Origin of the sequence: Geobacter sp. (assembly GCA_009684525.1) — a bacterium.
Taxonomy (GTDB): Bacteria; Desulfobacterota; Desulfuromonadia; order Geobacterales; family DSM-12255; genus Geoanaerobacter.
The window spans coordinates 143760-169871 of sequence record WKKR01000002.1 but is presented as its reverse complement, the minus strand read 5'-3'; the positions used below and the strand labels follow the sequence as shown (position 1 = coordinate 169871).

Below are 26112 nucleotides of genomic sequence, written 5' to 3'. Positions count from 1 at the left end.
CTTCTCCTTGGTATGATTGTGTTTGGGAATCACTATATCGCGGAGAAGAAAAAAATCAAGGTGAAAACCGCGCGAGAGGCTGCAGCGGGACCTCTTAACCGACTGACAATATGCAATTGCGGCGGGACATGTTATAGTCTCATTTTCACGGTTGAACACCAGCGTAAGGACGGTATCTACGACATGCCTCACCTGCCGATAGCACTGGACGTGCAGGGAAAAAGGGTCGTCATGGTGGGAGGGGGCAGGGTTGCCGCCCGCAAGTGTCCGGGGCTCATCCGTTGCGGCGCCCAAGTGGTCGTGATCGCTCTGCAGCTCTCTGCCGGACTGCGCCGACTGGAAAAAAGGGGATGGCTCGCCCACCAGGCCCGAGAATACCGGGCAGGAGACCTGGCCGGCGCCTTCCTGGTCTATGCGGCAACGGACAGCCCGGAGCTCAATCAGACGGTCCGCAACGAAGCGGCATCCGCGGGCATCCTGGTAAATGTCGTCGATGCGCCGGCATCAGGCTCGTTTCACTCTCCCGCCGTGGTCCGCCGGGGCAGTATCGCCATTGCCATAACCACGGACGGGGAAGCTCCGGCGCTTGCACGGCGCCTGCGAAGACAGCTCGCCACCGGCTTCGGTCGCGAGTATGCCCTGACCGCCCGTCTCCTGGGAGCCATCCGCGAAAAGCTATTGACTCAGTGCGGTAACCGCGCATACAATAAGCAGATTTTAAGCGCTCTGGCCGCCAGCGACCTCCCGAAACTTTTCAGAACAGGCTCGTTTGCCGAGATCGACGACCTCCTGCGGGGGCAATGCGGCACCGGGTATTCACTGACTGAACTGGACCTGCGAAAAGAGGATTCTCCATGAACGGCTTACTCTACTTCGGCACCCTGGGCATTTACCTCCTGGGCACCATCGCCTATCTTGCCTACCTGGTCAAGCCCAGACCCCAGCTCGGCAGTGCCGCGCGCTGGATCGTCTTTGCCGGCTTTCTCGTCCATGCAGCCTTTACCCTGGCCCGCTACTTCGAGGCAGGGCGCACCCCCATTACCAATCTCCACGAGTCGCTCTCCTTTTTCAGCCTGACCATTGTCGGCGTCTTCATCATCTTCGACCGGAAATACCGGATTTCCATTCTCGGGTCGTTCGTGACGCCCATTGCGCTGCTGCTGATGGTAGCCTCAATGCTCTTCCCCATGTCCATCAACCCGCTCAACCCGGCGTTGAAGAGCAACTGGCTGGTGATCCACACCGTGGTCGCCTTTCTGGGCTATGCAAACTTCACCATCGCCTTTGGCGCAGGCATCATGTACCTGATCCAGGAACGCTTCCTGAAGCAGAAGAAGCTGGGCGCCATGTACCAGAAGCTGCCCTCCCTGGACAAGTTGGACGACATCAACTATCGGAGCCTCACCTTCGGGTTTCCGCTCCTCACCTTTGCCATCATTTCCGGAGCAATCTGGGCCGAAACCGCCTGGGGAACCTACTGGAGCTGGGATCCGAAGGAGACTTGGTCGCTCATCACCTGGTTCGTCTATGCGGCGCTGCTGCACGGCCGGCTGACCACCGGCTGGCGGGGACGCAAGGCTGCCATCCTCGCCATTGCCGGATTTTTCGTGATGCTCTTCACGTTCCTCGGAGTCAACCTCCTGCTGACAGGGCTGCACAGCTACAAATGAGGCGGAGTACCGCATTCCGCCGGGAGGTTGTTTGATGACGGGCGAATACAGATCGACACTACCCATATTGCACGTGCTTGATTGCTACTCCGTTGAGACAGAGGTTTTTGGCGAATGAACATTATCGTTGTGGGACTGTCGCACAAGACAGCTTCCGTTGACATCAGGGAAAAGGTGGCGTTTGCCCCCACAAACATGGAGAAGCCGCTGGCAGCTCTGGTGGCGATCCCCGACATTACCGAAGCTATCATCGTCTCCACCTGCAACCGGGTGGAGATCTACGCCACAACCCACGACATCGCCGGCGGCATTGCCAGGATCAAACGGTTCCTTGCCGACTACCACAAGCTCTCCCTGGACACGCTGGATTCCCACCTCTACAGTCATCACGGCGAGGCAGCCATCCGCCACGTCTTTCGCGTCGCCTCCAGCCTCGATTCCATGGTGGTGGGCGAACCGCAGATCCTCGGCCAGATCAAGACCGCCTACGGCTATGCCGCCGAATTCAAATCGTCCGGGATCATCCTCAACCGCTTCCTGCACAAGGCGTTCTCCGTTGCGAAACGGGTCCGCACCGAGACCAGGATCGCCTCATCGGCGGTCTCCGTCGCCTTTGCCGCCGTGGAGCTGGCCAGAAAGATCTTCGACGACCTCTCGGACAAGACCGTCATGCTGATCGGTGCCGGCGAGATGTGCGAGCTGGCGGCAAAACACTTCCTGAACAACGGCGTCCGCGGCGTCATGGTCACCAACCGGACCTTCGAGCGGGCCGAGCGGCTGGCCGAGGAATTCGGCGGTCGCGCAGTACAGTTCGACGACCTCTTCGACTACCTGCACAAGGCCGACATCATCCTCTCCTCCACCGGAGCCCCCCACTGCATCATCGGGCCCAAGGACCTGGAGGAGGTGATGCGGCGCAGAAAGCTAAGGCCGATGTTTTTCATCGACATTGCCGTGCCGCGGGACATCGACCCCAAGGTCAACGACGTGGAGAACGTCTACCTCTACACCGTCGACGACCTGCAGGAGGTTGTGACCGCCAACCTGCAGCAACGGGCCGCCGAGGCGAAAAAGGCGGAGGAGATCGTCGACCAGGAGATCGGCCAGTTCTTCAAGTGGCTCTCCTCCCTGGAGGTCACCCCGACCATCGTCGCCCTGCGCGCCAAGTTCGACGAGATCCGCAAGGCCGAGCTGGAAAAGACCCTCGCCAACTGGAAGGACCTGACCCCGGAGGGGCAGAAGCGGCTTGAGGCTTGCACCTCGGCCATCATGAACAAGCTGCTCCATCCTCCCACCTCACTGTTGAAGCAGGCAGGGCAGGGGGGGCGCGTCGACCTCTACGTGGATGCGCTGCGAGCGCTGTTCGAGCTGCAGACCGGCGAGCCCGAGCCGGGGGACCTGCAGGACCTGGATGACTGATTTTTCGCCGATCCCCGGCCGGCAAGGGATGAGAGAGCACCGGCTCCGTCCGGTCGAACCTGTCCTGCCGGGACGTTACCGCACTATCGTTTGTTTCAAAGGAGATTGAACATGGCATTGAAGCAGTTGAGAATAGGGACCCGGGCCAGCCAGCTGGCTCTCTGGCAGGCCAACTGGGTCAAGAGCGAGCTGGAAAAGCGCTATCCGGGCATGGAAGTCTCCCTGGTAAAGATCAAGACCATCGGCGACAAGATCCTCGATGTGCCGCTGGCACAGGTAGGGGGCAAGGGGCTGTTCGTCAAGGAGATCGAGGAGGCCATGCTGCGCGGCGAGATCGACATTGCCGTGCACAGCATGAAGGACGTCCCGACCGAATTCCCCGAAGGGCTCGGCCTGGTCTGCATCACCGAACGGGAAGATCCGCGCGACGCGGTCATCTCCAATGGGACTACCTTTGCCAACCTGCGCCAGGGGGCGCGGATCGGCACCTCGGCACTCCGCCGCCAGGCCCAGCTCCTCAAGGTCCGGCCCGACATGGAGATGGTGATCATCCGCGGCAACGTGGAAACCCGCATGAAAAAGCTGGAAACAGAGGGGCTCGACGCGGTCATCCTTGCCGCAGCCGGCCTGAAGCGGCTCGGCTTTGCCGATCGCATCGTCGAATACCTTTCTCCGGACCTCTCTCTCCCCGCCATCGGCCAGGGGGCGCTGGGGCTCGAATGCCGCCTCGACGACGAGAAGGTGAGGGAGACCATCGCCTTCTTCAACCACCCCGACACCAGCCATGCGGTACGGGCCGAACGTGCTCTCCTCTGGCGCTGCGAGGGTGGTTGCCAGGTCCCCATCGCCGCTTTCGGCGAAGTCACCGGCGACCAGCTCAAACTGACCGGCTTCATCGCCTCGGTGGATGGCAAGACCTCCCTCAAGGACTCCATCACCGGTCCGGCAACCGACTGCGAGAAGCTCGGGGTCCAGCTTGCCGAGCGGCTGCTCAAGGCCGGCGGCGCCGATATCCTGAAAGAGGTATACCAGCGCGAGGTATCCCGGGAAAAAGAGATCCCGGTCTAGTTCTCTCCCGCGACAGTAGGTTCAACGGCTCGCAAAGGCTAAAGGTAATAAGGTAGCTCCTTGTGCCCTTAGCCTTTTGCCATTCCGGGATTGGCAGCACCCTATGACAGAAATCACCCGCAAAAACGGCTATGTCTACCTGATCGGCGCCGGCCCCGGCGATCCCGGCCTGATTACGGTCCGCGGCCGGCAGTGCCTTGAGCTGGCCGATGTGGTGCTCTACGACTACCTGGCCAACGACCGCCTCCTGGCCCATGCCCGCCCCGATGCCGAACTGATCTATGCCGGCAAGGTGGGAGGTGCCCACAACCGCGAACAGGCCCAGATCAACGAGCTGCTGGTCAGCCTCGCCCTCGGCGGCAAGGTCGTGGCACGCCTCAAGGGGGGAGATCCGTTCGTCTTCGGCCGCGGCGGCGAGGAATGCGAGGCGCTGGTGGTGGCCGGCATTCCCTTCGAGATCGTCCCCGGCGTCACCGCCGGCATCGGCGCGGCAGCCTATGCCGGCATCCCGCTCACCCACCGTCACGTCACCACCTCCGTCGCCTTTGTCACCGGCCACGAGCACCCGGACAAGGATACCAGCGAGATCGACTGGGACCGGTTGTCGCTGGGGAGCGGCACTGTGGTCTTCTACATGGGGGTGAAAAACCTGCCGCAGATAACCGCGAACCTCATGGCGCACGGCAGGGGACCGGAAACGCCGGTGGCGCTGGTCCGCTGGGGGACCCGGCCGGAGCAGCAGGTTCTGACCGGCACCCTGGCCGACATTGCCGAAAGTGCCCGCAAGGCCGGCTTCAAGGCCCCGGCGATCACCGTGGTCGGCGAGGTGGTCAGGCTCAGGGAGAAACTCCGCTGGTTCGACAACCGGCCGCTGTTCGGCAAGGGGATGCTGGTCACCCGCTCCGCCGATCAGGCCGGCGAATTCAGCACCATGCTGGAGGATCTGGGTGCCTCGGTCTGGGAATGCCCCACCATCCGGATCGTTCCGCCCGAGGACCCGACTGAGCTGGACAGGGCCATTGGCGAGCTGCATGCCTTTGCCTGGGTCGTCTTCACCTCATACAATGCGGTACAGGCCTTCTTTACCCGACTTCACGAGCTGGGACGCGACAGCCGGGCGCTCGGCCCCTGCCGGGTCTGTGCCGTCGGCCCCAGGACGGCCGCAGCCCTTGCCCCTTACGGCATACGGGCGGACCTGGTCCCTGCCAGCTACAAGGCAGAAGGGGTGGTGGCGGCCTTTGCCGAACTGAACCCGGCAGGAAAGCGGATCCTCTACCCCAAGGCCGACCGGGCGCGCGATGTCATTCCCGCTGGCCTTGGTGTGCTGGGCGCCGAGGTGGTCGCGCCGGTGACATATTGCAATGTCCTCCCGGATGCCGTGCCGGCCGGGGTGATCCAGGCCCTGGAAGAGCGCCGCATTCACTGCGCCACCTTCACCTCCTCCTCCACCGTGGACAATCTCGCACGCCTGCTGGGTGAAAACCGCTTTCTCCACCTCCTGGAAGGGGTAACCATCGCCGCCATCGGCCCGATAACCGCCAGAACCTGCCGGGAACTGGGGCTGGACGTCTCTATCGAGCCCGCAGAATATACCCTTGCGGCAATGACCCAAGAAATTGTACGATACTTCAATGTGACTTCATGACGTAAGAGGAGAGTTCCATGTTCTACCCCACGTTCCGTGCCCGCCGCATCAGGGGCAAAGAGGTCTTCCGCCGGATGGTCAGGGAAACTACCCTGTCTGCAAACGACCTGATCTATCCCATGTTCTCCGCCTTCGGCACGGGGATCAGGAAGGAAATCTCTTCCATGCCCGGCATCTACCAGCAGTCCATCGAATATATCGTGGAGGAGGCTCAACAGGCCTATGAGCTGGGAGTCCCGGCGGTGATCCTGTTCGGCATCCCCGAGACCAAGGATGCAGTGGGAAGCGATGCCTATGCCGAGCACGGCATCATCCAGGAGACGATCCGTGCGCTGAAAAAGCAGGTGCCTGGCCTGGTGGTCATCACCGACGTCTGCATGTGCGAATATACCGACCATGGCCACTGCGGGATCATCAAGGACGGCGACGTCGACAACGACGCCACCCTGGAACTCCTGGCCCAGGAGGCCCTTTCCCATGCCAGGGCCGGCGCCGACATGGTCGCCCCGTCGGACATGATGGACGGCCGGGTCATGGCCATCCGCGAGATCCTGGACAATAACGGCTTCACCCATATCCCGCTCATGAGCTACGCGGTGAAATACGCCTCGGGCTACTACGGCCCGTTCCGCGAGGCAGCCGAGTCCACCCCCCAGTTCGGCGACCGCCGCTCCTACCAGATGGACCCCGGCAACCGGCTGGAGGCGATCCGCGAGGCGCAGATGGACGTGGAAGAGGGGGCCGACATCATCATGGTCAAGCCGGGTCTCCCCTACCTGGACATCATCCGGGAGATGCGCAACCAGTTCAACCTGCCGGTGGCTGCCTACAACGTCTCGGGCGAATACAGCATGATCAAGGCCGCCGGCAAGATGGGCTGGATCGACGAGGAACGGGTCATCATGGAGACCATGCTCTCCTTCAAGCGGGCCGGCGCCGACCTGATCCTCACCTACCACGCCACCGAAGTGGCAAAACTGCTCAAAAGCGGCAACTTCTAAAAATATCCAATACCGGAAATGAAAAGGCCCGCGGGAAACCGTGGGCCTTTGTGCGTCGGCGGATGCCAAAATGTTGCCTTACTCCACCAGGAACTCCTCATCCCCCAGCCGGACCCGGTCGCCGGGGCGCAGTTTCCTGCCACGCTCCAGGGCCACTGCGCCGTTGACCATGACCATCCCTTCCTGGATCAGCAGCTTGGCCTCCCCACCCGAGGAGACGGCATTCACCGCCTTGAGAAAACTATCCAGCTTGATGGTCTCGGTTTCTATCTTCATGGCCCCTCCTGTTTCCGGCAACGGTTGTTTTTAGCACATTTTTCTGTTAAAAAGGGACAATTTCATGTTTGGAGAGATACCATGCTAACCACATCCGATTTCAAGCGGGGCCTGATCATCCAGCTGGATGGCGCCCCCTGCGTCATCATCGACGTCCACTTCCAGTCCCCCTCCGCACGGGGGGCCAACACCATGGTCAAGACCCGCTACCGCAACCTGCTCACCTCCCAGGTGCTGGACAAGACCTTCCGGTCCGGCGACAAGGTGGACGAAGCCGATTTCGAGCGGCACAAGGGGCAGTTTCTCTACGCCGACGGCGACCGCGGCGTCTTCATGGACCTGGAGACCTACGAGCAGTTCGAGATGGACGCCGAGGCCTTCTCGCTCATCTCCCCCTTTCTCCTGGAGGGGACCGAGATGACCTTGGGCCTGTTCGAGGGGCGGATGGTCAGCGCCGACCCGCCGCAGACCGTGGAACTGACCGTGACCGACACCCCGCCGGTCATCAGGAATGCCACGGCCACGGCCCAGACCAAGGAGGCGGTTCTGGAAACCGGCCTGAAGCTGCAGGTCCCCCCTTACCTGGAGACCGGAGACCGGATCAAGGTCGACACCAGGGACGGCCGCTTCATCTCGCGGGCATAGACAGTTTGCGGCAAGGTCAATTAGGGTATTGACAGCGGACCGTTTTCGGATTATAAAGATGACCTTTCTGCCTAGGTAGCTCAGTCGGTAGAGCAGTGGACTGAAAATCCACGTGTCGGCGGTTCGACTCCGTCCCTAGGCACCATTTACAACTACATACCTTCATATAGACAGCACAGGCCTCCGGATTGGAAATGGGGGCCTTTCTGTTTTTGCGCAACCATCCACGTTGCCTCTATTTTTACGCAGGACCCTCTCACGTTACTCTTTCCTCCATGCCCTGTTCCGAAAAATGCCCCCTAAAATCTACATTTCGATGAAAAGCATCAATCGCCGGCCAGACTCCCATTTTCTTGACAGTATTCCGACTTCTCCATATGCATTCCATGACATATTCTTGTCCCGGACAAGGAGATGGAGATGAAAGTGCCCAACGTGATGCTCTCGTGTGAGAGAGTTGCATTTGCAGTTTGTAATAATTGACAAGTTGATTCAGTGCTGTGTATTGTAATGATCCAGCACATGGCCGTTTACCTAACAACTTGATCTATGCAAACAACTCTATGACCCCTTTCTGCCAACTCCTTGTCTTTACCATCGATTGCAAGCGCTTTGCACTCCAGCTCAAGGACGTGGTAAGAGCCGTCCGCATGGTTGAGATCACGCCGCTTCCCAAAGCACCGGAAATCGTGCTCGGTGCCATTACGGTCCAGGGGACGATCGTGCCGGTCCTGGACATGCGCCGGCGTCTGGGTCTCGCCCCCCGCACGCCGGAGCTGGACGACCATCTCCTCATTGCCCGCACAAGCCGGCGGACCGTGGCACTGGTCGCGGACACGGTCGACAGCCTGATCGAGCTGGCACACGAGACGATCGTTGCGCCGGCGTCGATCGTTCCCGGCATGGAATACGTGACCGGGGTTACCAGGCTCGATGACGGGCTGGTCTTCATCCACGACCTGGACAGCTTTCTTTCCCTGGATGAGGAGCAGACCCTGGAAGCCTCCCTGGCCTTATGAAACGTCACCTCCCCCCCCTGCTGCTGAGCCGGTTGAGCGGCTTTGTCACCGGCAGGCTGGGGCTGCATTTTCCGCAGCACCGCTGGCATGACCTTGAACGCCGCATCAGCCAGGCAGCCGTTGATTTCGGTTTCGACAACGCGAAAACGTGCATTGAATGGCTGCTGGAGGAGAAGCTCTCGCCGGAGCACATCGGGATGCTGGCGCGCCACCTGACGATCGGCGAGACCTACTTTTTTCGGGAGAAGAGCAGTTTCGAGAAGCTGGAGACCGTTATCCTGCCGGAGCTGATAGCCGCCCGCCGGGGGAAGGACCAGCGCCTGAGGATCTGGAGTGCCGGCTGCTCATCGGGGGAAGAGCCCTATTCGGTTGCCATAAGTCTGAGCCGGCTGCTCCCCGATCTGCATGAGTGGCAGATTACCATCCTGGCCACCGACGTCAACCGTGCGGCGCTTGCCAAGGCCGCCCGCGGCAGTTATGGCAACTGGTCGTTCCGGGGGATTCCCGCCTGGCTGCGGGACCGGTACTTTACCCGCGAGAACACCGGAACATTCCGGATCAGCGACACCATTCGGAGGATGGTTACCCTGGCCCCGCTCAACCTGGCGCAGGATAGATATCCGGCACTGATCAACAACACCAATGCCATGGACATCATCCTCTGCCGCAATGTCCTGATGTACTTCGAGCCGGCAGAGGCTCAGCGGGTTGTGAGCTGCTTCCACCGGTCCCTGCTGGATGGCGGCTGGTTGTTCGTCAGCCCGTGCGAGGCATCGGCAGATCTCTTCAGGGACTTCGAGACGATCTCCTGTCCGGGGACCATCTTTTATCGGAAGAGCGGGGCTTGCTCGCCGGTACCGGACAGACGGCGGGAAGCGGGCACCGAACTGCCGGCATCCGGCCAAAGCCCGTCAGCTGACAGCTGCCTGCCGCTGACAGCTGACGGGGTAGTGCCGCCACCCCTTGCCGGTGAGTGGGTCGAAACAGCGCCGGCAGCTCCCGCAACAGCCGCAGAGCAGCCCGAAATCCCGTCGGAAGCACCCGACGCCGCCAGCATGGCCCGGGAATTCGCCAACCAGGGGAAACTCAATGACGCCCTCGCCTGGTCGGAGAAAGCGATCGCCCTGGCAAAGACCGACCCGGAACTCTACTATCTCCGGGCCATGATCCACCAGGAACTGGGAGAGGCGGATGCGGCGATGGAATCACTGAAACAGACCCTCTTCCTCGACCATGACTTCGCACTTGCCCATTTCGCCCTCGGCAACCTCTCCCTGCAAGCGGGAAAGACGCTGGACGCGAAACGCCACTTCGGCAATGCGCTGGAGCTTTTGCAGCTTATGCCGGCCGCGGAGCCCCTGCACGGGGGAGAGGGGCTTACCGCCGGCAGGCTGGCGGAGATCGTTGCTACCGTGCAGGAAACCGCCACCGGCCAAGGATAACGGGAGAGCAACCACATGGAGCGAGAACGGAACAACGCCATACCGGATCGGCATCAGACATCTGACTGGGATGAGTTGCGCAGGCGATTGACTGCCGCCAGGGAGGCAACCAGCCGGGAGCCGACCCAGGCGGAAAAGCAGTCGATCCTCAGGGCTCGGGCCGCCATCCTGGCCCAAGACCCGGCAGGGGAGGAAACCGCTGCCGACTACACCGAGGTGTTGGAGTTTCGCCTTGCCCATGAGCTATACGGCATCGAAACGACGTACGTCAGCGCCACCGTCCCGTTACTGGAACTTACCCCGATTCCGGGGACTCCCCCTTTTCTGCTCGGCCTGATCAACCACCGCGGCCAGATCCTGTCGGTGATCGACCTGAAGAAATTCTTCGACCTGCCGGAAAAGGGGCTGACCGACCTGAACAAGGTCATCGTCGTCCAGAACGACGAAATGGAGTTCGGGGTCCTGGCCGACGAGATTGCCGGCGTGCGGCAGATCAGGCGGGACGAGATCCAACCGGCCCTTCCCACCCTGACCGGGGTCAGGGAAGAGTACCTGTTGGGGGTCAGCAGGGAGCGGACGGTACTCCTGGATGGCCGCAGACTGTTGGCAGATAGCTCCCTTGTCATCAACGACGAAGAGTAGACAGACCGGCAACCCTTAAGTCGGACAGCGAATCGAGCATACGGAGGGAGAAGCGGACATGATTATGGATATGAAGATACGGACCCGGCTGGTATTGACTTTTGCGATCATCCTGACGCTCCTCGTGGGGGTCGGTGGCTACTCGCTCAACCGGATGACCCTCCTGGCAGACCTCACCACCGATCTCTACGAACACCCCTTCACGGTCAGGAAATCGATCCGTGACGCCTACCTCAACCTGATGAAGATGAACCGATCGATCAACAGGATGGTGACGGCGCCGGGCAACGAGACGCTCAGTGTCGACCTGCAGACGATCCACGACACCGAACTGGAGTTCCAGAAGAACATGCACATGCTTAAAGAGCGGTTCCAGGGCAATCAGAGCGAAGTGGACGACGTCGCCAAGACCTATGACGAGTGGAAGCCTCTGCGCGACCGGGTCATTGCCCTGGTGGTTGCCAACCAGAAGGTTAAGGCACGAGAGGTCTACGCCGGCATGGATGCGCGGCTTTTCACCACACTGGACAAGGAATCGGCAGATATCCTCGCCATTGCCGACAACAAGGCAGCCACGTTGTTCAGCGATGCCCAGCAGACCGCGAAGTTCTCGCTCATCCTGACGACGCTCGCCGTCGTGCTCTCGGCCGGCATCGTCATTGCGGTGGCAATCACCCTTTCCCGCAGCATTACCCGGCCGCTCGACATCGCCATGGGTGTGGCATCACGAGTGGCCGAGGGCGACCTGACCGCCACGGTCCCGGTCACCGGCAGCAAGGACGAGATGAATCTCCTGCTCCGGACCTTTGGCCGGATGGTTGAGAACCTGCGCAGCCAGACCATGGAGATCCATGAAGGGGTGAATGTCCTTGCCGCTTCGGCAAGCGAGATATTGGCCGCCACGACCCAGGTCGCATCCAGCGCGGCAGAGACGGCAGCAGCGGTGAACGAGACGACCGCCACGGTCGAAGAGGTGAAGCAGACAACTCTGTTGGCTGACCAGAAGTCGCGCTATGTGGCCGATACTTCCCAGCGGACGATGCAGGTCTCGCAGGGTGGGCAGAAAGCGGTCGCCCAATCGATCGTGGGCATGGGGCGGATTCGCGAGCAGATGATGAGCGTCGCCGAAAGCATCGTCAGCCTCTCCGAGCAGAGCCAGGCCATCGGTGAAATCATTGCCACGGTAAACGACCTGGCGGAGCAGTCCAACCTGTTGGCGGTCAATGCCTCCATCGAAGCGGCCAAGGCAGGGGAGCACGGCAAGGGATTCGCCGTGGTGGCCCAGGAAGTGAAAAGCCTGGCAGACCAGTCGAAGCAGGCGACCGCCCAGGTGCGCAGACTCCTGAACGATATCCAGAAGGCGACCAACACGGCGGTAATGGCCACCGAACAGGGGAGCAAGGCCGTGGAAGCGGGCGAAAAGCAGGCAAGTGAAGCAGGCGAGGCCATTCGGATGATGTCTGAAAGCATTGCCGATTCTGCCAATGCCTCGGCCCAGATTACGGCAACCAGCCAGCAACAGCTGATCGGCATGGACCAGGTGGTTCTGGCCATGGAGAACATCAGCGAGGCGAGCACCCTGAGCGTGACCAGCACCAGGCAGGCGGAACGCTCCGCTCAGGACATTCATGAACTGGGTCAGAAGCTGAAACAACTTGTGGCGCAATTCAGGGTATAACCGAGGCACAGGGACGTTCACCCTGCAGAAGAGATGACAATATACCTGCCGATACGCGGATGATTTATGGACAGTGAACTTCAGAAAAGACTGCTTGCCACGTTCCGGGTTGAAACCCGGGAACGGCTTGAAACCATCGGTACCAGCCTCATCGATCTGGAGCGGGGACCGTCTGTCGACCTGGAGCAGGAACTGATCGAGGCGGTTTTCCGGGAGACCCACAGCCTGAAGGGAGCGGCCCGTTCCGTGGGTATTGCCGCCATCGAAACGGTCAGTCACGGGCTGGAGAGCGTCTTCTCGGCCCTGAAACGGCGGGAGATCTCTCTTGCCCCGCCGGTGTTCGATCTGATGCATGCGTCGATCGATCTGATCGGGCGTCTCCTCCCATCCCTGGAGGCTGCGCCCACATCCGAGGAAAATGAGCAGGTGCGGGCACTGAATCAACGCCTGGTGCGCGCGGCAAAGGGCCAATACTCGCCCCCTCCCGAAAAGACCGCGCTGCCTCCTACAGAGCGGGAAGAGACCGCCATCGAGAAATCAACGCCTCCCAAGACCGTGCGGATCGCCACCGAAAAGCTCGATGCAGTGTTGCAGCAGACAGAAGGCATGTTGACGGCGAAACTGGCTGCGGCACAGCAGGTAGAGGAGTTGCGAGAGGTTGGGAGAAGCCTCGCCCTGTGGGACAATGAGTGGAAAAAGGTCCAGCCGGCCTTCCGACGACTGCGGCGGCTTCGGCAGGTCGACGGTATTGACGGGGACCAGTACGGCGTGCTCTTCGAGTTTCTCGACCGGAATCATGCGACGGTTCATGGGCTGGCGCATCGCCTGGCCCAGATCACCAAGACGGCGGAACTGGACCATCATCACCTGGGAGGGATGGTGGAGTCGGTGCTCGATGACGTGCGGGATGCACTCATGCTCCCCTTTGCTTCTGTCCTGCCGATTCTGGAGAAGAGTGTCCGCGATCTGGCCCGCGACCGGGGGAAAACCGTCAGACTGGAGACAGAAGGTGCATCGGTCGAGATCGACCGGAGGATTCTGGAGGAGATGAAGGACCCCCTGCTCCACCTGATCCGCAATTGCATCGACCACGGCATCGAGAGCCCCGATGAGCGGAAGCGGCAGGAAAAGCCTCCCATCGGCACCATCACCATCGCCTTGACACTGGTCTCCGGCAACCGGGTGGAAATCATCGTCGCCGACGATGGCGCCGGCATCGACACTCAACTCCTGGTACGAACAGCCATTGATGCGGGTCTTGTCGCGCCGGAGGAAACTGAGCGGATGACGGCAACGGAACAGTTGAACCTTGCCTTCGCGTCCGGTCTCTCCACCAGCCCTCTCATCGACGACATCTCGGGACGCGGGCTCGGGCTGGCCATTGCCAGGGAGCGAACGGCATCCCTCGGCGGAACCATGTCCGTTATGACCCGCGTTGGAAAAGGGACGACCTTCCGCATCTCCCTCCCGTTGACCCTCTCCACCTTCCGCGGGGTGATGGTCGAGGTGGCAGGCCAGCTCTTTGTCGTGCCGACCACCGATGTGCAACTGGTCACCAGGCGGAAGAAGGAGGCCATCGCCACCGTCGAGAACCGTGAGACCATCGACCTGGCGGGCCAGCACCTCTCCTTTGTCCGGCTGCGCGACACCCTGGGGCTCCCGCAATCAGCCCCTCTGGCGGAAAGCGATTTCGTGCCGCTGTTTGTCCTTGCAGCCGACGCCGACAGGATTGCCTTCGGAGTGGATCGGGTTATCGGTGAACAGGAAGTGGTGGTCAAGGGGCTCGGGAAACAGTTGCGCCATGTCCGTAATTTCTCCGGGAGCACGGTCCTCGGAAACGGGCGCGTGGTGCCGATCCTGAACAGCCGGGAGCTTGCCAGATCGGCAGTGCAGGCGTCCGCGGCAGGAACCAGGGCGGTTGTCGGCACGACCGAAAGAAAAACGGTGCTGGTGGTGGAAGATTCGATCACTTCCCGCACCCTCCTGAAGAATATTCTGGAAGGAGCCGGCTACCGCACCCTGACCGCCGTGGACGGGATCGAGGCCCTGACCCGGCTCAAGACCGATCCGGTGGACCTGGTGGTTTCCGACGTGGATATGCCCCGCATGGACGGTTTCGAGCTGACCTCGCGCATTCGCGAAAGCAGGGAGTTCGCCGCTCTCCCTGTGGTGCTGGTCACCTCCCTCGATTCGCGCGAAGACCGGGAGCGGGGGATCGATGCCGGTGCCAATGCCTACATCGTGAAGAGCAGCTTCGACCAGAGCAACCTGCTGGACGTGGTTCGGCGTTTAATCTGAACATCAATCCGTGACAGATGCCGGGTCGACGAAGCGACTGTGCCCGAGAGCCAGCCGCTGCAGGCAAAATGAAGCGTCAACCGGCCAGCCTGTTTGAGCCCGAAAGGGTGAGTTGCAGGCCGGTAGCGAAATAAGCCGTACAGCGGCGGTGCGAGAGGCACGCGGAGCGTAGCGGCCCGGTAGTCGTCACGGGTTCACTCTGAAGGTAGGAGTCCATGATCAAAGTCCTGATCGTCGATGATTCGGCGAGCGTCCGTCTTTTTCTGCAGGAAATACTTACCGCCGATCCCGGCATCGAGGTCGTCGGCAGTGCCGGAGACGGGGAAGAGGCACTGGAGGCCGTGGCACGGCTCCGTCCCGACGTCATAACCATGGATGTCCACCTGCCGCGGATGAATGGCCTTGTCGCGACCCGGCGGCTGATGGAGACGTTCCCGACGCCGATCGTTATCGTCAGCGCCAGCCTGGATGCGGAAGAGGTTGCAACCACATTCCACGCCCTGCAGGCCGGGGCAGTGGCTGCCATTTCCCTCCCCGCAGGTCCGGGTTACCCTGAACACGCCACAGAGGTCAAGAATTTCGTCCTGACGGTGAAGCTGATGGCAGAGGTGAAGGTGGTGCGCCGCTGGTCCCAGTTCACCCGGGAACTGACACGACCCGCGCCTTCCTTGCCCGTTGCAACCCCACCCCCGGCCCAGATCCGTGCCGTTGCCATCGGCGCCTCAGCCGGGGGGCCGCTGGTGATCCAGACCATCCTGGCCGGGCTTCCCAGCAAGTTTCCGGTGCCGCTGCTCATTGTTCAGCATATGGCCCCCGGTTTCGTCGCGGGTTTCGTGGAGTGGCTCAATATCACCTCACGTCTGCCGGTCCGCCTGGCCAGCCATGGCGAGCCTCTGTTGCCCGGCCATGCCTATGTGGCCCCGGACGGTTGTCACCTCGAAGTGATGGCGGGCAACAGGGTCAACTTGCACAATGTCACCCCTGTCAACGGACTCTGTCCGTCCGTCTCCGTGCTCTTCCGTTCCGTTGCCATGGTCTACGACAAGGAAGCGGTCGGCGTGCTGCTCACCGGCATGGGGAGCGACGGTGCCCGTGAACTGCACATCATGCGGGAACTGGGTGCCGTCACGATCATCCAGGACCAGGAAAGTTCCGTCATCTACGGTATGCCCGGTGAAGCGCTGAAACTGAAGGCCGCCGGCCACATTCTCCCCCCCGCCGGGATCATTGCCCTTTTGCAGCGATTGATCATGGAGAGAACAGCATGACGACTACCCAGAAAGACAAGAACCGTGCAGGCGAGACGATCCTCGTCATCGAGGACAGCCCGACGCAGGCCGAGCACCTGCGGTATGTCCTGGAAAAACAGGGCTACCACGTTGTCGTCGCCGGCAACGGCCCGAAGGCCCTGGCGCTTCTGCCATCGCTGCACCCGGCCCTTGCCATCAGCGACATCATCATGCCGGGGATGGACGGCTACGAGCTCTGCCGCCTGATAAAGGCCGAAAGCGATGAGCGGGAGCTCCCGGTGATTCTCCTCACCTCCCTTTCGGACCCCCATGACGTGATCAAGGGGCTGGAATGCGGCGCCGATGCCTTTATTTCCAAGCCGTATCAGGAAGACAACCTGCTATCCCGGATCCGGTACCTGCTCGCGAACCGCTCGCAATGCCGGGAGGGAACGACGGAAGCCGGGATCGGCATCGACTTCGACGGCCGGGACTACCGAATCACTGCGGACCGGCGGCAGATTCTCGATCTCCTGCTTTCCACCTACGAAACCGCCATCCATAAAAACGCCGAATTGCTCACAGCCAGGGACAACCTGAAGATGTTGAACGATCGGCTTGAGGTCGCCAATAAAGAGCTTGAGGCATTCAACTACACTGTATCCCACGACCTGCGCTCCCCATTGACCAATATCAGCGGCTACTGTCAGGTCCTGCTGGAAATGTACGATGCGAAACTACCGGAGGATGCCAAGGGGTTCATCGAGGACATCTACAAGTCCGTGCTCAGGATGAACCAGCTAATCAGTGCTCTGCTCAAGTTTTCCCGCTTGATCGGCAAAGAGATCGCAACGGCGGAGGTCAACCTGAGCGCCCTTGCCGAGCTGATAGCGGCGGAGCTGCGAACCGCCGAGCCGCAGCGTTCGGTCCAGTTCTCCATTGCCCCGGGGCTTACCGCCAATGGGGACCCGGTGCTGCTCAGGGCAGTTCTGGAAAACCTGCTGGGGAATGCATGGAAGTATTCCGGCAAAAGGGAGAAGGCCACCATCGAGCTCGGCATGACCGAAGCAGGGGGAGAGGAGTGCTTTTTCGTCCGGGATAATGGTGCCGGATTCGACATGAGCCAGGCCCATCTGTTGTTCAGTGCCTTTCATCGGCTTCATAGCTCCAACGACTTCAAGGGGACCGGCATCGGGCTGGCAACCGTGCAACGGATCATCGAACGCCATGGTGGGCGGGTCTGGGCCGAAGGGGAACCGGATAAAGGAGCGACGATCTACTTTACCCTGCCGTAGCATCAGGTAACGCCTTTTTTGTCCTTTCATGAGTGAAAACATGGTAATGTATCCTGTTGTCATTCCATCACAGATACGGTTACCACCATGGCACACGATAAAATCATCATCAAGGGCGCCTGCGAACATAACCTGAAATGCATCGACGTGGAGATCCCCCGTGACCGGCTGGTGGTCATCACCGGCATCTCCGGTTCCGGCAAGTCAACCCTGGCTTTCGACACCATCTATGCCGAAGGGCAGCGACGCTACGTGGAGTCGCTCTCGGCCTATGCCCGGCAGTTCCTGGAACAGATGGAAAAACCGGACGTGGAGTCCATCGAGGGGCTTTCACCCGCCATCTCCATCGAGCAGAAGACCACCAGCAAGAACCCCCGCTCCACCGTCGGCACGGTCACCGAGATCTACGACTACCTCCGCCTCCTCTTCGCCCGGATCGGCACCCCCCATTGCTACCAGTGCGGCAAGGCCATCACCTCCCAGACCGTCTCCCAGATGGTGGACCAGGTCATGGCGCTCCCCGAGGGGACCAAGCTGAACCTCCTCTCCCCCATGGTCCGCGGCCGCAAGGGGGAATACAAGAAGGAGCTGAACCAGCTGCGAAAGGACGGTTTCGTCAGGGTCGTCATCGACGGCACCCCCCATGAGCTGGCCGACGAGATCGTTCTGGACAAGAACAAGAAGCACGATATCGACATCGTGGTGGACCGGCTCATCGTCAAGCCGGGGATCGAGCGCCGGCTGGCCGACTCCTTCGAGACCGCCCTCAACCATGCCGAAGGGGTGGCCAAAATCGTCCTCCTCGGTTCGAATCCCCTGCCGGCACCATCCGACCATCCCCGCGAGGAGCCTTCCCAAAGTGGAGACCAGCAGGACCAGACCATCCTCTTTTCCGAGGCGCTCGCCTGCATCGACTGCGGCATCTCCTACCCGGAGATGACGCCACGGATGTTCTCCTTCAACAACCCCTACGGCGCCTGCCCCGACTGTACCGGCCTGGGGACCCGGATGTACTTCGACGCCGACCTTGTGGTGCCAAACCCTGAGCTCTCCATCCGCGAGGGGGCCATAGCCCCTTGGGAAAAGCGGCTCTCCGGCTGGTACCACCTGACCCTGGAGGCGCTGGCCAAGGCCTACGGATTCGATATCCGCACCCCTTTCAAGGATCTGCACCCAGAGGTTCGCGAGGTGATCCTCCGGGGCTCCAAAGGGAAAAAGATCGAGTTCTGGTGGGAAGAGGACGGCGGGCGGCGCCACACCTACCTGAAGGAGTTCGAGGGGGTGCTGAACAACCTGGAACGTCGCTACCGGGAGAGCGAATCCGAGCATGTGCGGGAGGAGCTGGAAAAGTACATGAACGTGATGCCCTGCCCGAGCTGCGAAGGGGCGCGGCTGAAGAAGGAATCGCTCTTCGTCAGGGTAGGGGGGCAGAATATCCGCGAGGTGACGGCCCTTTCCATCCGCGACTGCCTCGACTTTTTCGCCAGCCTCTCACTCTCGGCCAAGGAGGCGGAGATCGCCCGCCGCATCCTCAAGGAGATCCGCGAACGGCTCAACTTCCTGGTCAACGTGGGGCTCGACTACCTCTCCCTCGACCGGACCGCCGGCACCCTCTCCGGCGGCGAAGGGCAGCGGATCCGCCTTGCCACCCAGATCGGGTCGAGCCTGGTGGGGGTCCTCTACATCCTGGACGAGCCGTCCATCGGGCTGCACCAGCGGGACAACACCCGCCTGCTCGCCACGCTCAAGCATCTGCGAGACATCGGAAACACTGTGCTGGTGGTGGAGCACGACGAGGAAACCATCATGGAGGCCGACCACGTCATCGACATGGGGCCGGGCGCCGGCATCCACGGCGGCAGGGTGGTGGCCGAGGGGACCCCGGCCGAGATCATGCAGAACCCTGCCTCGCTCACCGGCAGATACCTCTCCGGCGACCTGACTATCGCCGTCCCCGCCGGCCGCCGCAGCTCAGACAAGTACCTCCGGCTGATCGGCGCCAGCGAAAACAACCTGAAGCAGGTAAACGTCGACCTGCCGCTGGGGATCATGACCTGCGTCACCGGCGTTTCCGGCTCAGGCAAATCGACCCTGGTGATCGACACCCTGCACAAGGTCCTTTCCCAGCGGCTCTACAAGAGCAAGGAGCGGGCCGGCCAGATCAGGGAGATCCAGGGGCTGGAGATGCTGGACAAGGTCATCAACATCGACCAGTCCCCCATCGGCCGGACCCCCCGCTCCAACCCGGCCACCTACACCGGGCTGTTCAGCGACGTCCGCGATCTGTTTGCCCAGCTCCCCGAATCAAAGGTGCGCGGCTACAAGCCGGGGCGCTACTCCTTCAACGTCAAGGGGGGAAGGTGCGAGGCCTGCAGCGGCGACGGCATCATCAAGATCGAGATGCACTTCCTGCCCGATGTCTATGTCCAGTGCGAGGTCTGCAAGGGGGCTCGCTACAACCGCGAGACCCTGGAGGTGCGCTACAAGGGGAAGACCATCGCTGAGGTCCTGGACATGACCGTTTCCCAGGGGCTGCAGTTCATGGAGAACATCCCCAAGATCCGCAACAAGCTGAAGACCCTGGAAGAGGTGGGGCTCGGCTATATCAAGCTCGGCCAGTCGGCCACCACCCTGTCGGGCGGCGAGGCGCAGCGGGTCAAGCTGGCCAAGGAACTCTCCCGGCGTGCCACCGGCCGCACCATCTACATCCTGGACGAGCCGACCACCGGCCTCCACTTCGCCGACATCGCCAAGCTGCTTGACGTGCTGCAGAAGCTGGTGGAGGGGGGGAACACCATCGTCATCATCGAACACAACCTGGACGTGATCAAGACCGCCGACTGGATCATCGATCTCGGCCCCGAAGGGGGAGACCGGGGAGGGGAGATAGTGGCCTGCGGCACGCCGGAGCAGGTGGCGCGGGTGACCCGCTCCTACACCGGCCAGTTCCTGCGGAAACTGTTGTAGCGCCGCCCCGTCACAGGGCTTGTGCCAGCGTCGGATGGACGATCCGGCCGTCCCGGATATTGACGGCGCTGGCGAGCTCCGGGCTGGCGGCGATGGCTGCGTCGATCCCCCGGTCTGCCAGGAGCTTCACATAGGGGAGGGTGGCATTGGTGAGGGCGAGGGTCGAGGTGCGCGGGTAGGCGCCGGGCATGTTGGCCACGCAGTAATGGATGATGCCGTCCACCGCGTAGACCGGCCGGTCATGGGTGGTCGGCCTGGTGGTTTCGCAGCACCCCCCCTGATCCACCGCCACATCCACGATCACCGCACCCGGTTTCATGGTCGCAAGCATCTCCCGCGTGACGAGCACCGGCGTCCGGCCACCCGGGACCAGCACCGCCCCGACCACCAGATCGGCGATGCGGACCTCTTCGCGAATATGCGCGCCGGAGAGGGCAAGGGTGGCAACCCGCCCTGATAGCAGCTCGTCGATCCGTTGCAACCGCTCCACGCCCCGATTGAGCACCACCACCTCCATGCCGAGCCCGGCAGCCACCCGTGCCGCGTTATACCCCACCATCCCCGCCCCGAGAATGACCGCCCTGGCAGGCTTCACCCCGACGGCACCGGTCGGCAACAGTCCGGCTCCGCCGTTGATCTTCTGCAGGGACCAGGCACCGGCCAGCGGCGCCATCCGCCCGGCGATCTCGCTCATGGGGGCCAGGAGCGGCAGCCCTCCTCCATGCTCCAGGGTCTCGTACGCCAGCGCGGTCACCCTCCGCTCGCAGAGAAAGGCGGTCAGCTCCCGGTTCGGCGCCAGATGGAGGTAGGTAAAGAGGGCCTGCCCCTGGCGGAACAGCTCGAATTCGGCCGGCAGCGGCTCCTTGACCTTGACGATCAGCTCTGCCTGCCGGAACAGTTCATCGCGGGAAAGGACCAGGGCACCCTGGCGGCGATACTCTTCGTCGCCAAAACCGCTCCCTTCCCCGGCCCGTTCCTCCACCATCACCGTATGCCCGGCGCCAACCAGCTCGGTCGTCCCTCCCGGCGTCACGGCGACCCGGTATTCTTCACGTTTTATCTCCCTGGGAATGCCGATGATCATCTCTGCCCCCTTTCCGGCGTACTACGTACCCTTATAATCCTCCCGAGCAGCTTGTCAACCGGTGCAGCATTCGCCAGTGCGGTTATATCCTCCCTGCCGCTTGCAAAACGACTCCCATACAGTACATTGTTAATGTATTTGAATTGTTGGTACTATTGTCCTTTTTTGATGGAAACGGAGGTGAGACCATGAAAGTAACGATGCGAAGCATCGGCGTTGCAGCTCTCCTGTTGTGGGTTGTGCCGCTCTGGGCGGGAACGCCCCCCCTGGGACTGCCGCCGGTGCCGGTACCGGCCGACAACCCGCAGACCGCGGAGAAGATCGCCCTGGGCAAACGGCTCTACGAAGACAAGCGTTTCAGCGGCGACGGCACCATAAGCTGCTCCAACTGCCACGATGAATCCAAGGGGTTCACCGACCATCTCCCCGTGGCAGAGGGGATCCGCAAGCAGAAAGGGACCCGCAACTCACCGACGGTCATCAATGCCGCCTACTACACCAGCCAGTTCTGGGACGGGCGACGGGCCACCCTGGAGGAGCAGGCAAAGGACCCCTTCCTGAATCCCATCGAACACGGCCTGAAGAGCCACGACCCCATCATTGCAATCGTCCGCGAAGATCCCGCCTACCCTGCCGAGTTCAAAAAGGTGTTCAACGTTTCTCCGCAGGAGATCACCATCGACCACGTGGTGAAGGCCATCGCCTCTTTCGAGCGTACCGTGGTGGCAGGAGACTCCCCCTTTGACCGCTACCTGTACGGCGGCGACAAGACCGCCCTGTCGCCGGCAGCCATCCGCGGCCTGGATACCTACCGGACCAAGGCGCGCTGCCAGGACTGTCACGTCATCGGCCAGACCGATGCGATTTTTACCGACAACAAGTTCCATAACCTGGGGGTCGGCTTCAACCGGATCGAGAAGACTTTCATGCCGGCAGCCAACGCCTTTCGCAAGGCCAAGCAGGCAGGGAAAAACATCGACGAGAGCGTCCTCACCAGCTTTGAGGCCTCGGAGCTGGGACGTTTTGCCGTAACCCTGCGCCCCACCGATATCGGTGCATTCAAGACGCCGACACTGCGGAATCTGACGGTAACCGCCCCGTACATGCACGACGGCAGCATCAAGACCCTCGAAGAGGTCATTGAGCTGTACGACAAGGGGGGCGAGAAGAATCCGCTCCTGGACAGCGGCATCCGTCCACTCAACCTGACTCCCCAGGAAAAATCAGATCTGGTTGAACTCTTGAAATCCATGACCAGCCCGCAATTTGCCCGTCAGGCACCTACCAGCGCGCCCGTCAAGTAACGACACGGTGGCGGTGCACCGATGCAGCCTGTCAGCAAACCTGAGTGTGTACTTGAGTAATGCCGGAAAGGAGTGACATATGACGAACGGAATCAATCGCAGGACATTTCTGAAAGGGGCCGGGGTCCTTGCCGCCAGTGCGGCCCTTCCCGTGGGGCTCGTGGAAATCGCCTTCGGCAAGGGGAACGAGTCGTTTACCTTTGCCTACATCTCCGACTCCCACATCACCCAGATCAACGACACCCAGTTCGTGCGCAACTTCGACAGAGGGTTGCAGAAGGCAGTGCTGGAGGTCAATTTCATGGACCCGCAGCCGGACTTCGTGATCTTCGGCGGCGACCTGGCCCAGCTCGGGAAAAAGGCCGAGATCGACCACGGCCTGGCAATAATGAAGGATCTCACCGTACCGGTGAAGTGGGTGATCGGCGAACATGACTACTACCTGGACCTGGGCAAATACTGGCAGGAAAAGGTCAGCCCCCTCTATTACAGCTTCGACCACAAGGGTGTCCACTTCGTGGTCCTGAACAGCATCCTCACCCATGACGACTGGACCCACAAGCGCTGGCCGACACCTGAAGAGCGGATGCGGCAGATGGCGCGCCTCGACAACCCCGAGGGATCGCCCTTCATGGTGAAGGACGAACAGATTGCCTGGCTGAAAAGCGATCTGGCCAAGGTCAAGAAGGATACGCCACTGGTGGTGCTCTCCCATTCCCCGCTCTACAAGGTCTTCAAGGAGTGGAACTTCTGGACCGACGACGCCGAAAAGGTCCAGGCTCTGCTCAAGCCGTTCAAAAAGGTGCAGGTGCTGCACGGGCATGTCCACCAGGTGCTCTACAACCGGATCGGGAACATCTCCTTCAACGCCTTCATGGCAACGGCCTGGCCCTGGCCCTACCCGGTGAGCTACTCCCAGTTGAAGAACAAGGTCCCCGACATGACGGTGTTCATGAGCCGGGCCGACCCCTTCAAGGAGCGGGACGGAACGGGCTGGGGCAAGATCGACCTGGCTGACGGCCCCAAGGTGGTGCACCATTATGAACTCTGGGAGAATTCGCCCCGCACCGTCGAGAACAACCCCAAGGGAAATCCGGCCGATACCAAGTACCAGGACCCGAAAAAACGGATACCCTCGCAGGAGCACTACTGACCCCATACCGGCAAGGAGGACAACCATGCTGAAAATAGTTTGCAGTGTAGCGGCCGTAGTGGTTGCGGCAATCGCTCTGGTCATCTCGCCGGCCCGTGCCGATGAATTTACCAAGGAAGATCTGAAAAAATGGGATGCCGCCTTCCAGACCGTGGCAAAGGAGGGGGAGAAACTGTTCCACAGCGCACTCGGCAAGAACTCCGTCTCCTGCGACATGTGCCATCCCCACGCCTCGAACAACCACCCGGAAACTTACCCCAAGTTCCAGAAACAGCTTGGAAAGGTGGTTGGGCTGCGGGAGATGATCAACTGGTGCATCCAGAACCCCCTGGAAGGCGTTCCCCTAGCCCTTGACGACCCCAAGATGTACGCCCTTGAGGCATACATCTACTGGGAGCGGCGCGGCGTAAAACTGGCACCGGGCAAGCACTGATCTCCGGCCAATTCCCCTGCTACCAAACTGCGACGAGGGGATCGGTTTTCAGCCGGTCCCCTCTCGGGTTTCACTCGACGAGCTGCCAGATGCCAGACCTCTTTCGCCTTCTCCCCATATTCTGCCTTTTAACCGTAGCCGGCACCGCCCCGCCCGTTGCGGAGAGATCGTGGCTGACGCTGCGCGACGACGATCGAACCACGTACCGGCTCGATCTCTCCAGCCCGAACGGCCCGCCCGCCTCCCGCACCTGCCGGATCCGGCGCACCTTCAAGGTGCATGACGAGCGGGCCTATGCCCTCGACACCGTGGAGATCGACTGCACACGCAACAGCTACCGCTACCGCACGATTCTTGTCTTTGACCGCGACGACCTGCTGATGCACCGTTACGCCCTGACCGACCAGTTCTGCGGAATTCCCGGGGATTCATTCCTGAACAGGGTTCGCGATGAGGTATGCGGTTCTCCCTAGACTGCGCCCTTGCCAATCGGCCTGCCGCGCGGATTGACGCCGGGATGCCGCCATGCCGAACTGTGGTATACTGTCTGAATCATTGAACAGGAGGCTCTTGTGACCCAGGTGCAGATCAACCTGCAGGTATTCCCGCCGATGCCTGTTGTCCTCGTCGGCACCCAAGTGGCGGGCCGGCCGAACTTCATGGCGCAAGGGTGGATCACCCGCTGCAATTATGAGCCGCCGCTTCTGGCAGTGGCCATCAACAAGGGGCATTACACTTATGAAGGGATCATGCAGACCCGCCAGTTCAGCATCTGCATCCCCGGAAGGGATCTCCTGGTGGAGACCGACTACTGCGGCATCGTATCCGGAAGGGATGAGGACAAGGCCGATCTGTTCGAGGTCTTTTACGGCAATCTGCCGTCGGCCCCGCTCATAGCCGATTGCCCCCTGAATCTGGCCTGCTATGTCGTCAATGAGCTGGAATTCACCACCAACACGCTGTTTATCGCAGAGATCTGCGAGGCCTACGCCGATAACACGAAGATGGACGGCACCCGCCCCGGTTTCCGCGAGATCGACCCCTTCATCCTCACCATGCCCGACAACAGCTACTGGTCCCTGGGCGAGCCGATCGGCAAGGCCTGGCAGGACGGGAAAAAGCTCGACGGAGAATAAGTGACGATTTACTGTATCGCGACACGGATTCCAGCTCAGGGACGAGCCACCGAACCGCCCCCCCAACACAAGCCATGCATGCTCTCCGCCACAGCATAGCCGTCCTCCTTATCGTTGCCATCCCCGGCGCGATCCTCTACTGGTTTATGATCCATCCCTTCATCCGATTCTGGCGCAGGCTCGGCACACGGCTCTCCTACACGGTCATCTGCAGCGTCCTCGCTCTCTTCATGGCCTCCCTCTACCTGCTGAGCGGCCCCCTGCTGGCAACGAAGTGGCCATTCACCCCCTGGCTAGCCATCCCCGGCCTGCTCCTTCTGGCAGTCTCGGTCTGGTTGAAGATACGCCTTCGCAAAGAACTCTCCGTCAGAGTCCTGATCGGCATCCCGGAGCTTGCCAACGAACAGCCGGGGCGGCTTCTCTCCAGCGGGCTCTTCGCCCATGTCCGCCATCCCCGCTACATGCAGATGACCTTCGCCCTTGCCGGCTTCGCCCTCATCGTCAATTATCCTGCTACCTACGGAGCCCTGCTCGTCTGGCTCGCCGGTATCCGTGTCGTAGCGATCCTGGAGGAGCGGGAGCTGTGCGAACGCTTCGGCGAACCGTACCGGGAGTACTGCAGGGATGTCCCGCGATTTATTCCCCGGCTTAAAAAGAACCGCTCCACCGATGCCCGGCCCTAGCCGCTTTTTCAACGGAAACTCAGGT

General features: G+C 61.3%; 23 protein-coding genes and 1 tRNA gene. 22 read left to right on the top strand and 2 right to left on the bottom strand.

From position 1 onward, the window contains the following. The first annotated feature begins 12 nt into the window (after positions 1 to 12). The 6 genes from GJT30_07060 (at position 13) to hemB (ending at position 6803) form a co-directional block, all read left to right on the top strand. Entirely contained in the window at positions 13 to 858 is an 846-nt protein-coding gene (locus tag GJT30_07060) for a bifunctional precorrin-2 dehydrogenase/sirohydrochlorin ferrochelatase (GenBank protein MSM39364.1), read from the top strand. After that, positions 855 to 1670, top strand: coding sequence for a c-type cytochrome biogenesis protein CcsB (gene ccsB, locus GJT30_07055; GenBank protein ID MSM39363.1), 816 nt, complete (start codon positions 855 to 857; stop codon positions 1668 to 1670). The genes GJT30_07060 and ccsB overlap by 4 nt, the downstream gene beginning before the upstream one ends. A gap of 114 nt (positions 1671 to 1784) precedes the next feature. Next, positions 1785 to 3089, top strand: a complete 1305-nt coding sequence (locus GJT30_07050) for a glutamyl-tRNA reductase (protein ID MSM39362.1) — start codon at positions 1785 to 1787, stop codon at positions 3087 to 3089. Positions 3090 to 3200: 111 nt separating this feature from the next. Further along, entirely contained in the window at positions 3201 to 4157 is a 957-nt protein-coding gene (gene hemC / locus GJT30_07045; GenBank protein MSM39361.1) for a hydroxymethylbilane synthase, read from the top strand. A gap of 103 nt (positions 4158 to 4260) precedes the next feature. Continuing rightward, entirely contained in the window at positions 4261 to 5802 is a 1542-nt protein-coding gene (gene cobA, locus GJT30_07040) for a uroporphyrinogen-III C-methyltransferase (GenBank protein ID MSM39360.1), read from the top strand. 17 nt (positions 5803 to 5819) lie between these two features. Further along, positions 5820 to 6803: a porphobilinogen synthase gene (gene hemB, locus GJT30_07035; protein ID MSM39359.1), complete on the top strand. Its 984-nt coding sequence runs from the start codon at positions 5820 to 5822 to the stop codon at positions 6801 to 6803. A 78-nt stretch (positions 6804 to 6881) separates the two neighbouring features. On the opposite strand, the gene GJT30_07030 is transcribed toward hemB, so the two are convergent. Further along, on the bottom strand, positions 6882 to 7079 hold the full coding sequence (locus GJT30_07030; protein MSM39358.1) for an RNA-binding protein: 198 nt from the start codon (positions 7077 to 7079) through the stop codon (positions 6882 to 6884). A gap of 81 nt (positions 7080 to 7160) precedes the next feature. Between GJT30_07030 and GJT30_07025 the strand changes: the two genes are divergently transcribed. The 10 genes from GJT30_07025 (at position 7161) to uvrA (ending at position 20294) form a co-directional block, all read left to right on the top strand. Then, positions 7161 to 7724 carry an elongation factor P gene (locus GJT30_07025; GenBank protein MSM39357.1) on the top strand — a complete coding sequence of 188 codons (564 nt, stop codon included), beginning with the start codon at positions 7161 to 7163 and terminating at the stop codon, positions 7722 to 7724. Between the two features lie 69 nt (positions 7725 to 7793). After that, positions 7794 to 7869: transfer RNA gene (locus GJT30_07020), tRNA-Phe, on the top strand. A gap of 418 nt (positions 7870 to 8287) precedes the next feature. Continuing rightward, positions 8288 to 8743: a chemotaxis protein CheW gene (locus tag GJT30_07015; protein ID MSM39356.1), complete on the top strand. Its 456-nt coding sequence runs from the start codon at positions 8288 to 8290 to the stop codon at positions 8741 to 8743. After that, entirely contained in the window at positions 8740 to 10185 is a 1446-nt protein-coding gene (locus GJT30_07010; protein ID MSM39355.1) for a chemotaxis protein CheR, read from the top strand. Before GJT30_07015 ends, GJT30_07010 begins: the two co-directional genes overlap by 4 nt. Positions 10186 to 10200: 15 nt before the next feature. Next, positions 10201 to 10827, top strand: a complete 627-nt coding sequence (locus GJT30_07005) for a chemotaxis protein CheW (protein MSM39354.1) — start codon at positions 10201 to 10203, stop codon at positions 10825 to 10827. Between the two features lie 64 nt (positions 10828 to 10891). Further along, entirely contained in the window at positions 10892 to 12505 is a 1614-nt protein-coding gene (locus GJT30_07000) for a HAMP domain-containing protein (protein ID MSM39353.1), read from the top strand. Positions 12506 to 12571: 66 nt separating this feature from the next. Continuing rightward, complete coding sequence (locus GJT30_06995) at positions 12572 to 14803, top strand: response regulator (protein MSM39352.1); 2232 nt, start codon at positions 12572 to 12574, stop codon at positions 14801 to 14803. Between the two features lie 215 nt (positions 14804 to 15018). Next, positions 15019 to 16071, top strand: coding sequence for a chemotaxis-specific protein-glutamate methyltransferase CheB (gene cheB, locus GJT30_06990; GenBank protein MSM39351.1), 1053 nt, complete (start codon positions 15019 to 15021; stop codon positions 16069 to 16071). Beyond that, a complete protein-coding gene (locus tag GJT30_06985) occupies positions 16068 to 17327 on the top strand; it encodes a response regulator (GenBank protein ID MSM39350.1) in 1260 nt (419 codons plus the stop codon). The genes cheB and GJT30_06985 overlap by 4 nt, the downstream gene beginning before the upstream one ends. 87 nt (positions 17328 to 17414) lie before the next feature. After that, positions 17415 to 20294, top strand: coding sequence for an excinuclease ABC subunit UvrA (gene uvrA, locus GJT30_06980; protein MSM39349.1), 2880 nt, complete (start codon positions 17415 to 17417; stop codon positions 20292 to 20294). 10 nt (positions 20295 to 20304) lie between these two features. Here uvrA and ald read toward each other — a convergent pair whose 3' ends face one another. Further along, on the bottom strand, positions 20305 to 21378 hold the full coding sequence (ald, locus tag GJT30_06975) for an alanine dehydrogenase (GenBank protein MSM39348.1): 1074 nt from the start codon (positions 21376 to 21378) through the stop codon (positions 20305 to 20307). A gap of 200 nt (positions 21379 to 21578) precedes the next feature. Between ald and GJT30_06970 the strand changes: the two genes are divergently transcribed. The 6 genes from GJT30_06970 to GJT30_06945 all read left to right on the top strand — a co-directional run bounded on the left by GJT30_06970 (position 21579) and on the right by GJT30_06945 (position 26087). Further along, complete coding sequence (locus tag GJT30_06970; GenBank protein ID MSM39347.1) at positions 21579 to 22682, top strand: cytochrome-c peroxidase; 1104 nt, start codon at positions 21579 to 21581, stop codon at positions 22680 to 22682. A 79-nt stretch (positions 22683 to 22761) separates the two neighbouring features. After that, positions 22762 to 23835: a twin-arginine translocation signal domain-containing protein gene (locus GJT30_06965; protein MSM39346.1), complete on the top strand. Its 1074-nt coding sequence runs from the start codon at positions 22762 to 22764 to the stop codon at positions 23833 to 23835. A 25-nt stretch (positions 23836 to 23860) separates the two neighbouring features. Continuing rightward, a complete protein-coding gene (locus GJT30_06960; protein ID MSM39345.1) occupies positions 23861 to 24268 on the top strand; it encodes a cytochrome C in 408 nt (135 codons plus the stop codon). Between the two features lie 89 nt (positions 24269 to 24357). Beyond that, positions 24358 to 24741: a hypothetical protein gene (locus GJT30_06955; protein MSM39344.1), complete on the top strand. Its 384-nt coding sequence runs from the start codon at positions 24358 to 24360 to the stop codon at positions 24739 to 24741. Positions 24742 to 24879: 138 nt separating this feature from the next. Continuing rightward, a complete protein-coding gene (locus GJT30_06950; protein MSM39343.1) occupies positions 24880 to 25404 on the top strand; it encodes a flavin reductase family protein in 525 nt (174 codons plus the stop codon). Positions 25405 to 25478: 74 nt separating this feature from the next. Beyond that, positions 25479 to 26087: a hypothetical protein gene (locus tag GJT30_06945; protein MSM39342.1), complete on the top strand. Its 609-nt coding sequence runs from the start codon at positions 25479 to 25481 to the stop codon at positions 26085 to 26087. Positions 26088 to 26112: the final 25 nt, after the last annotated feature.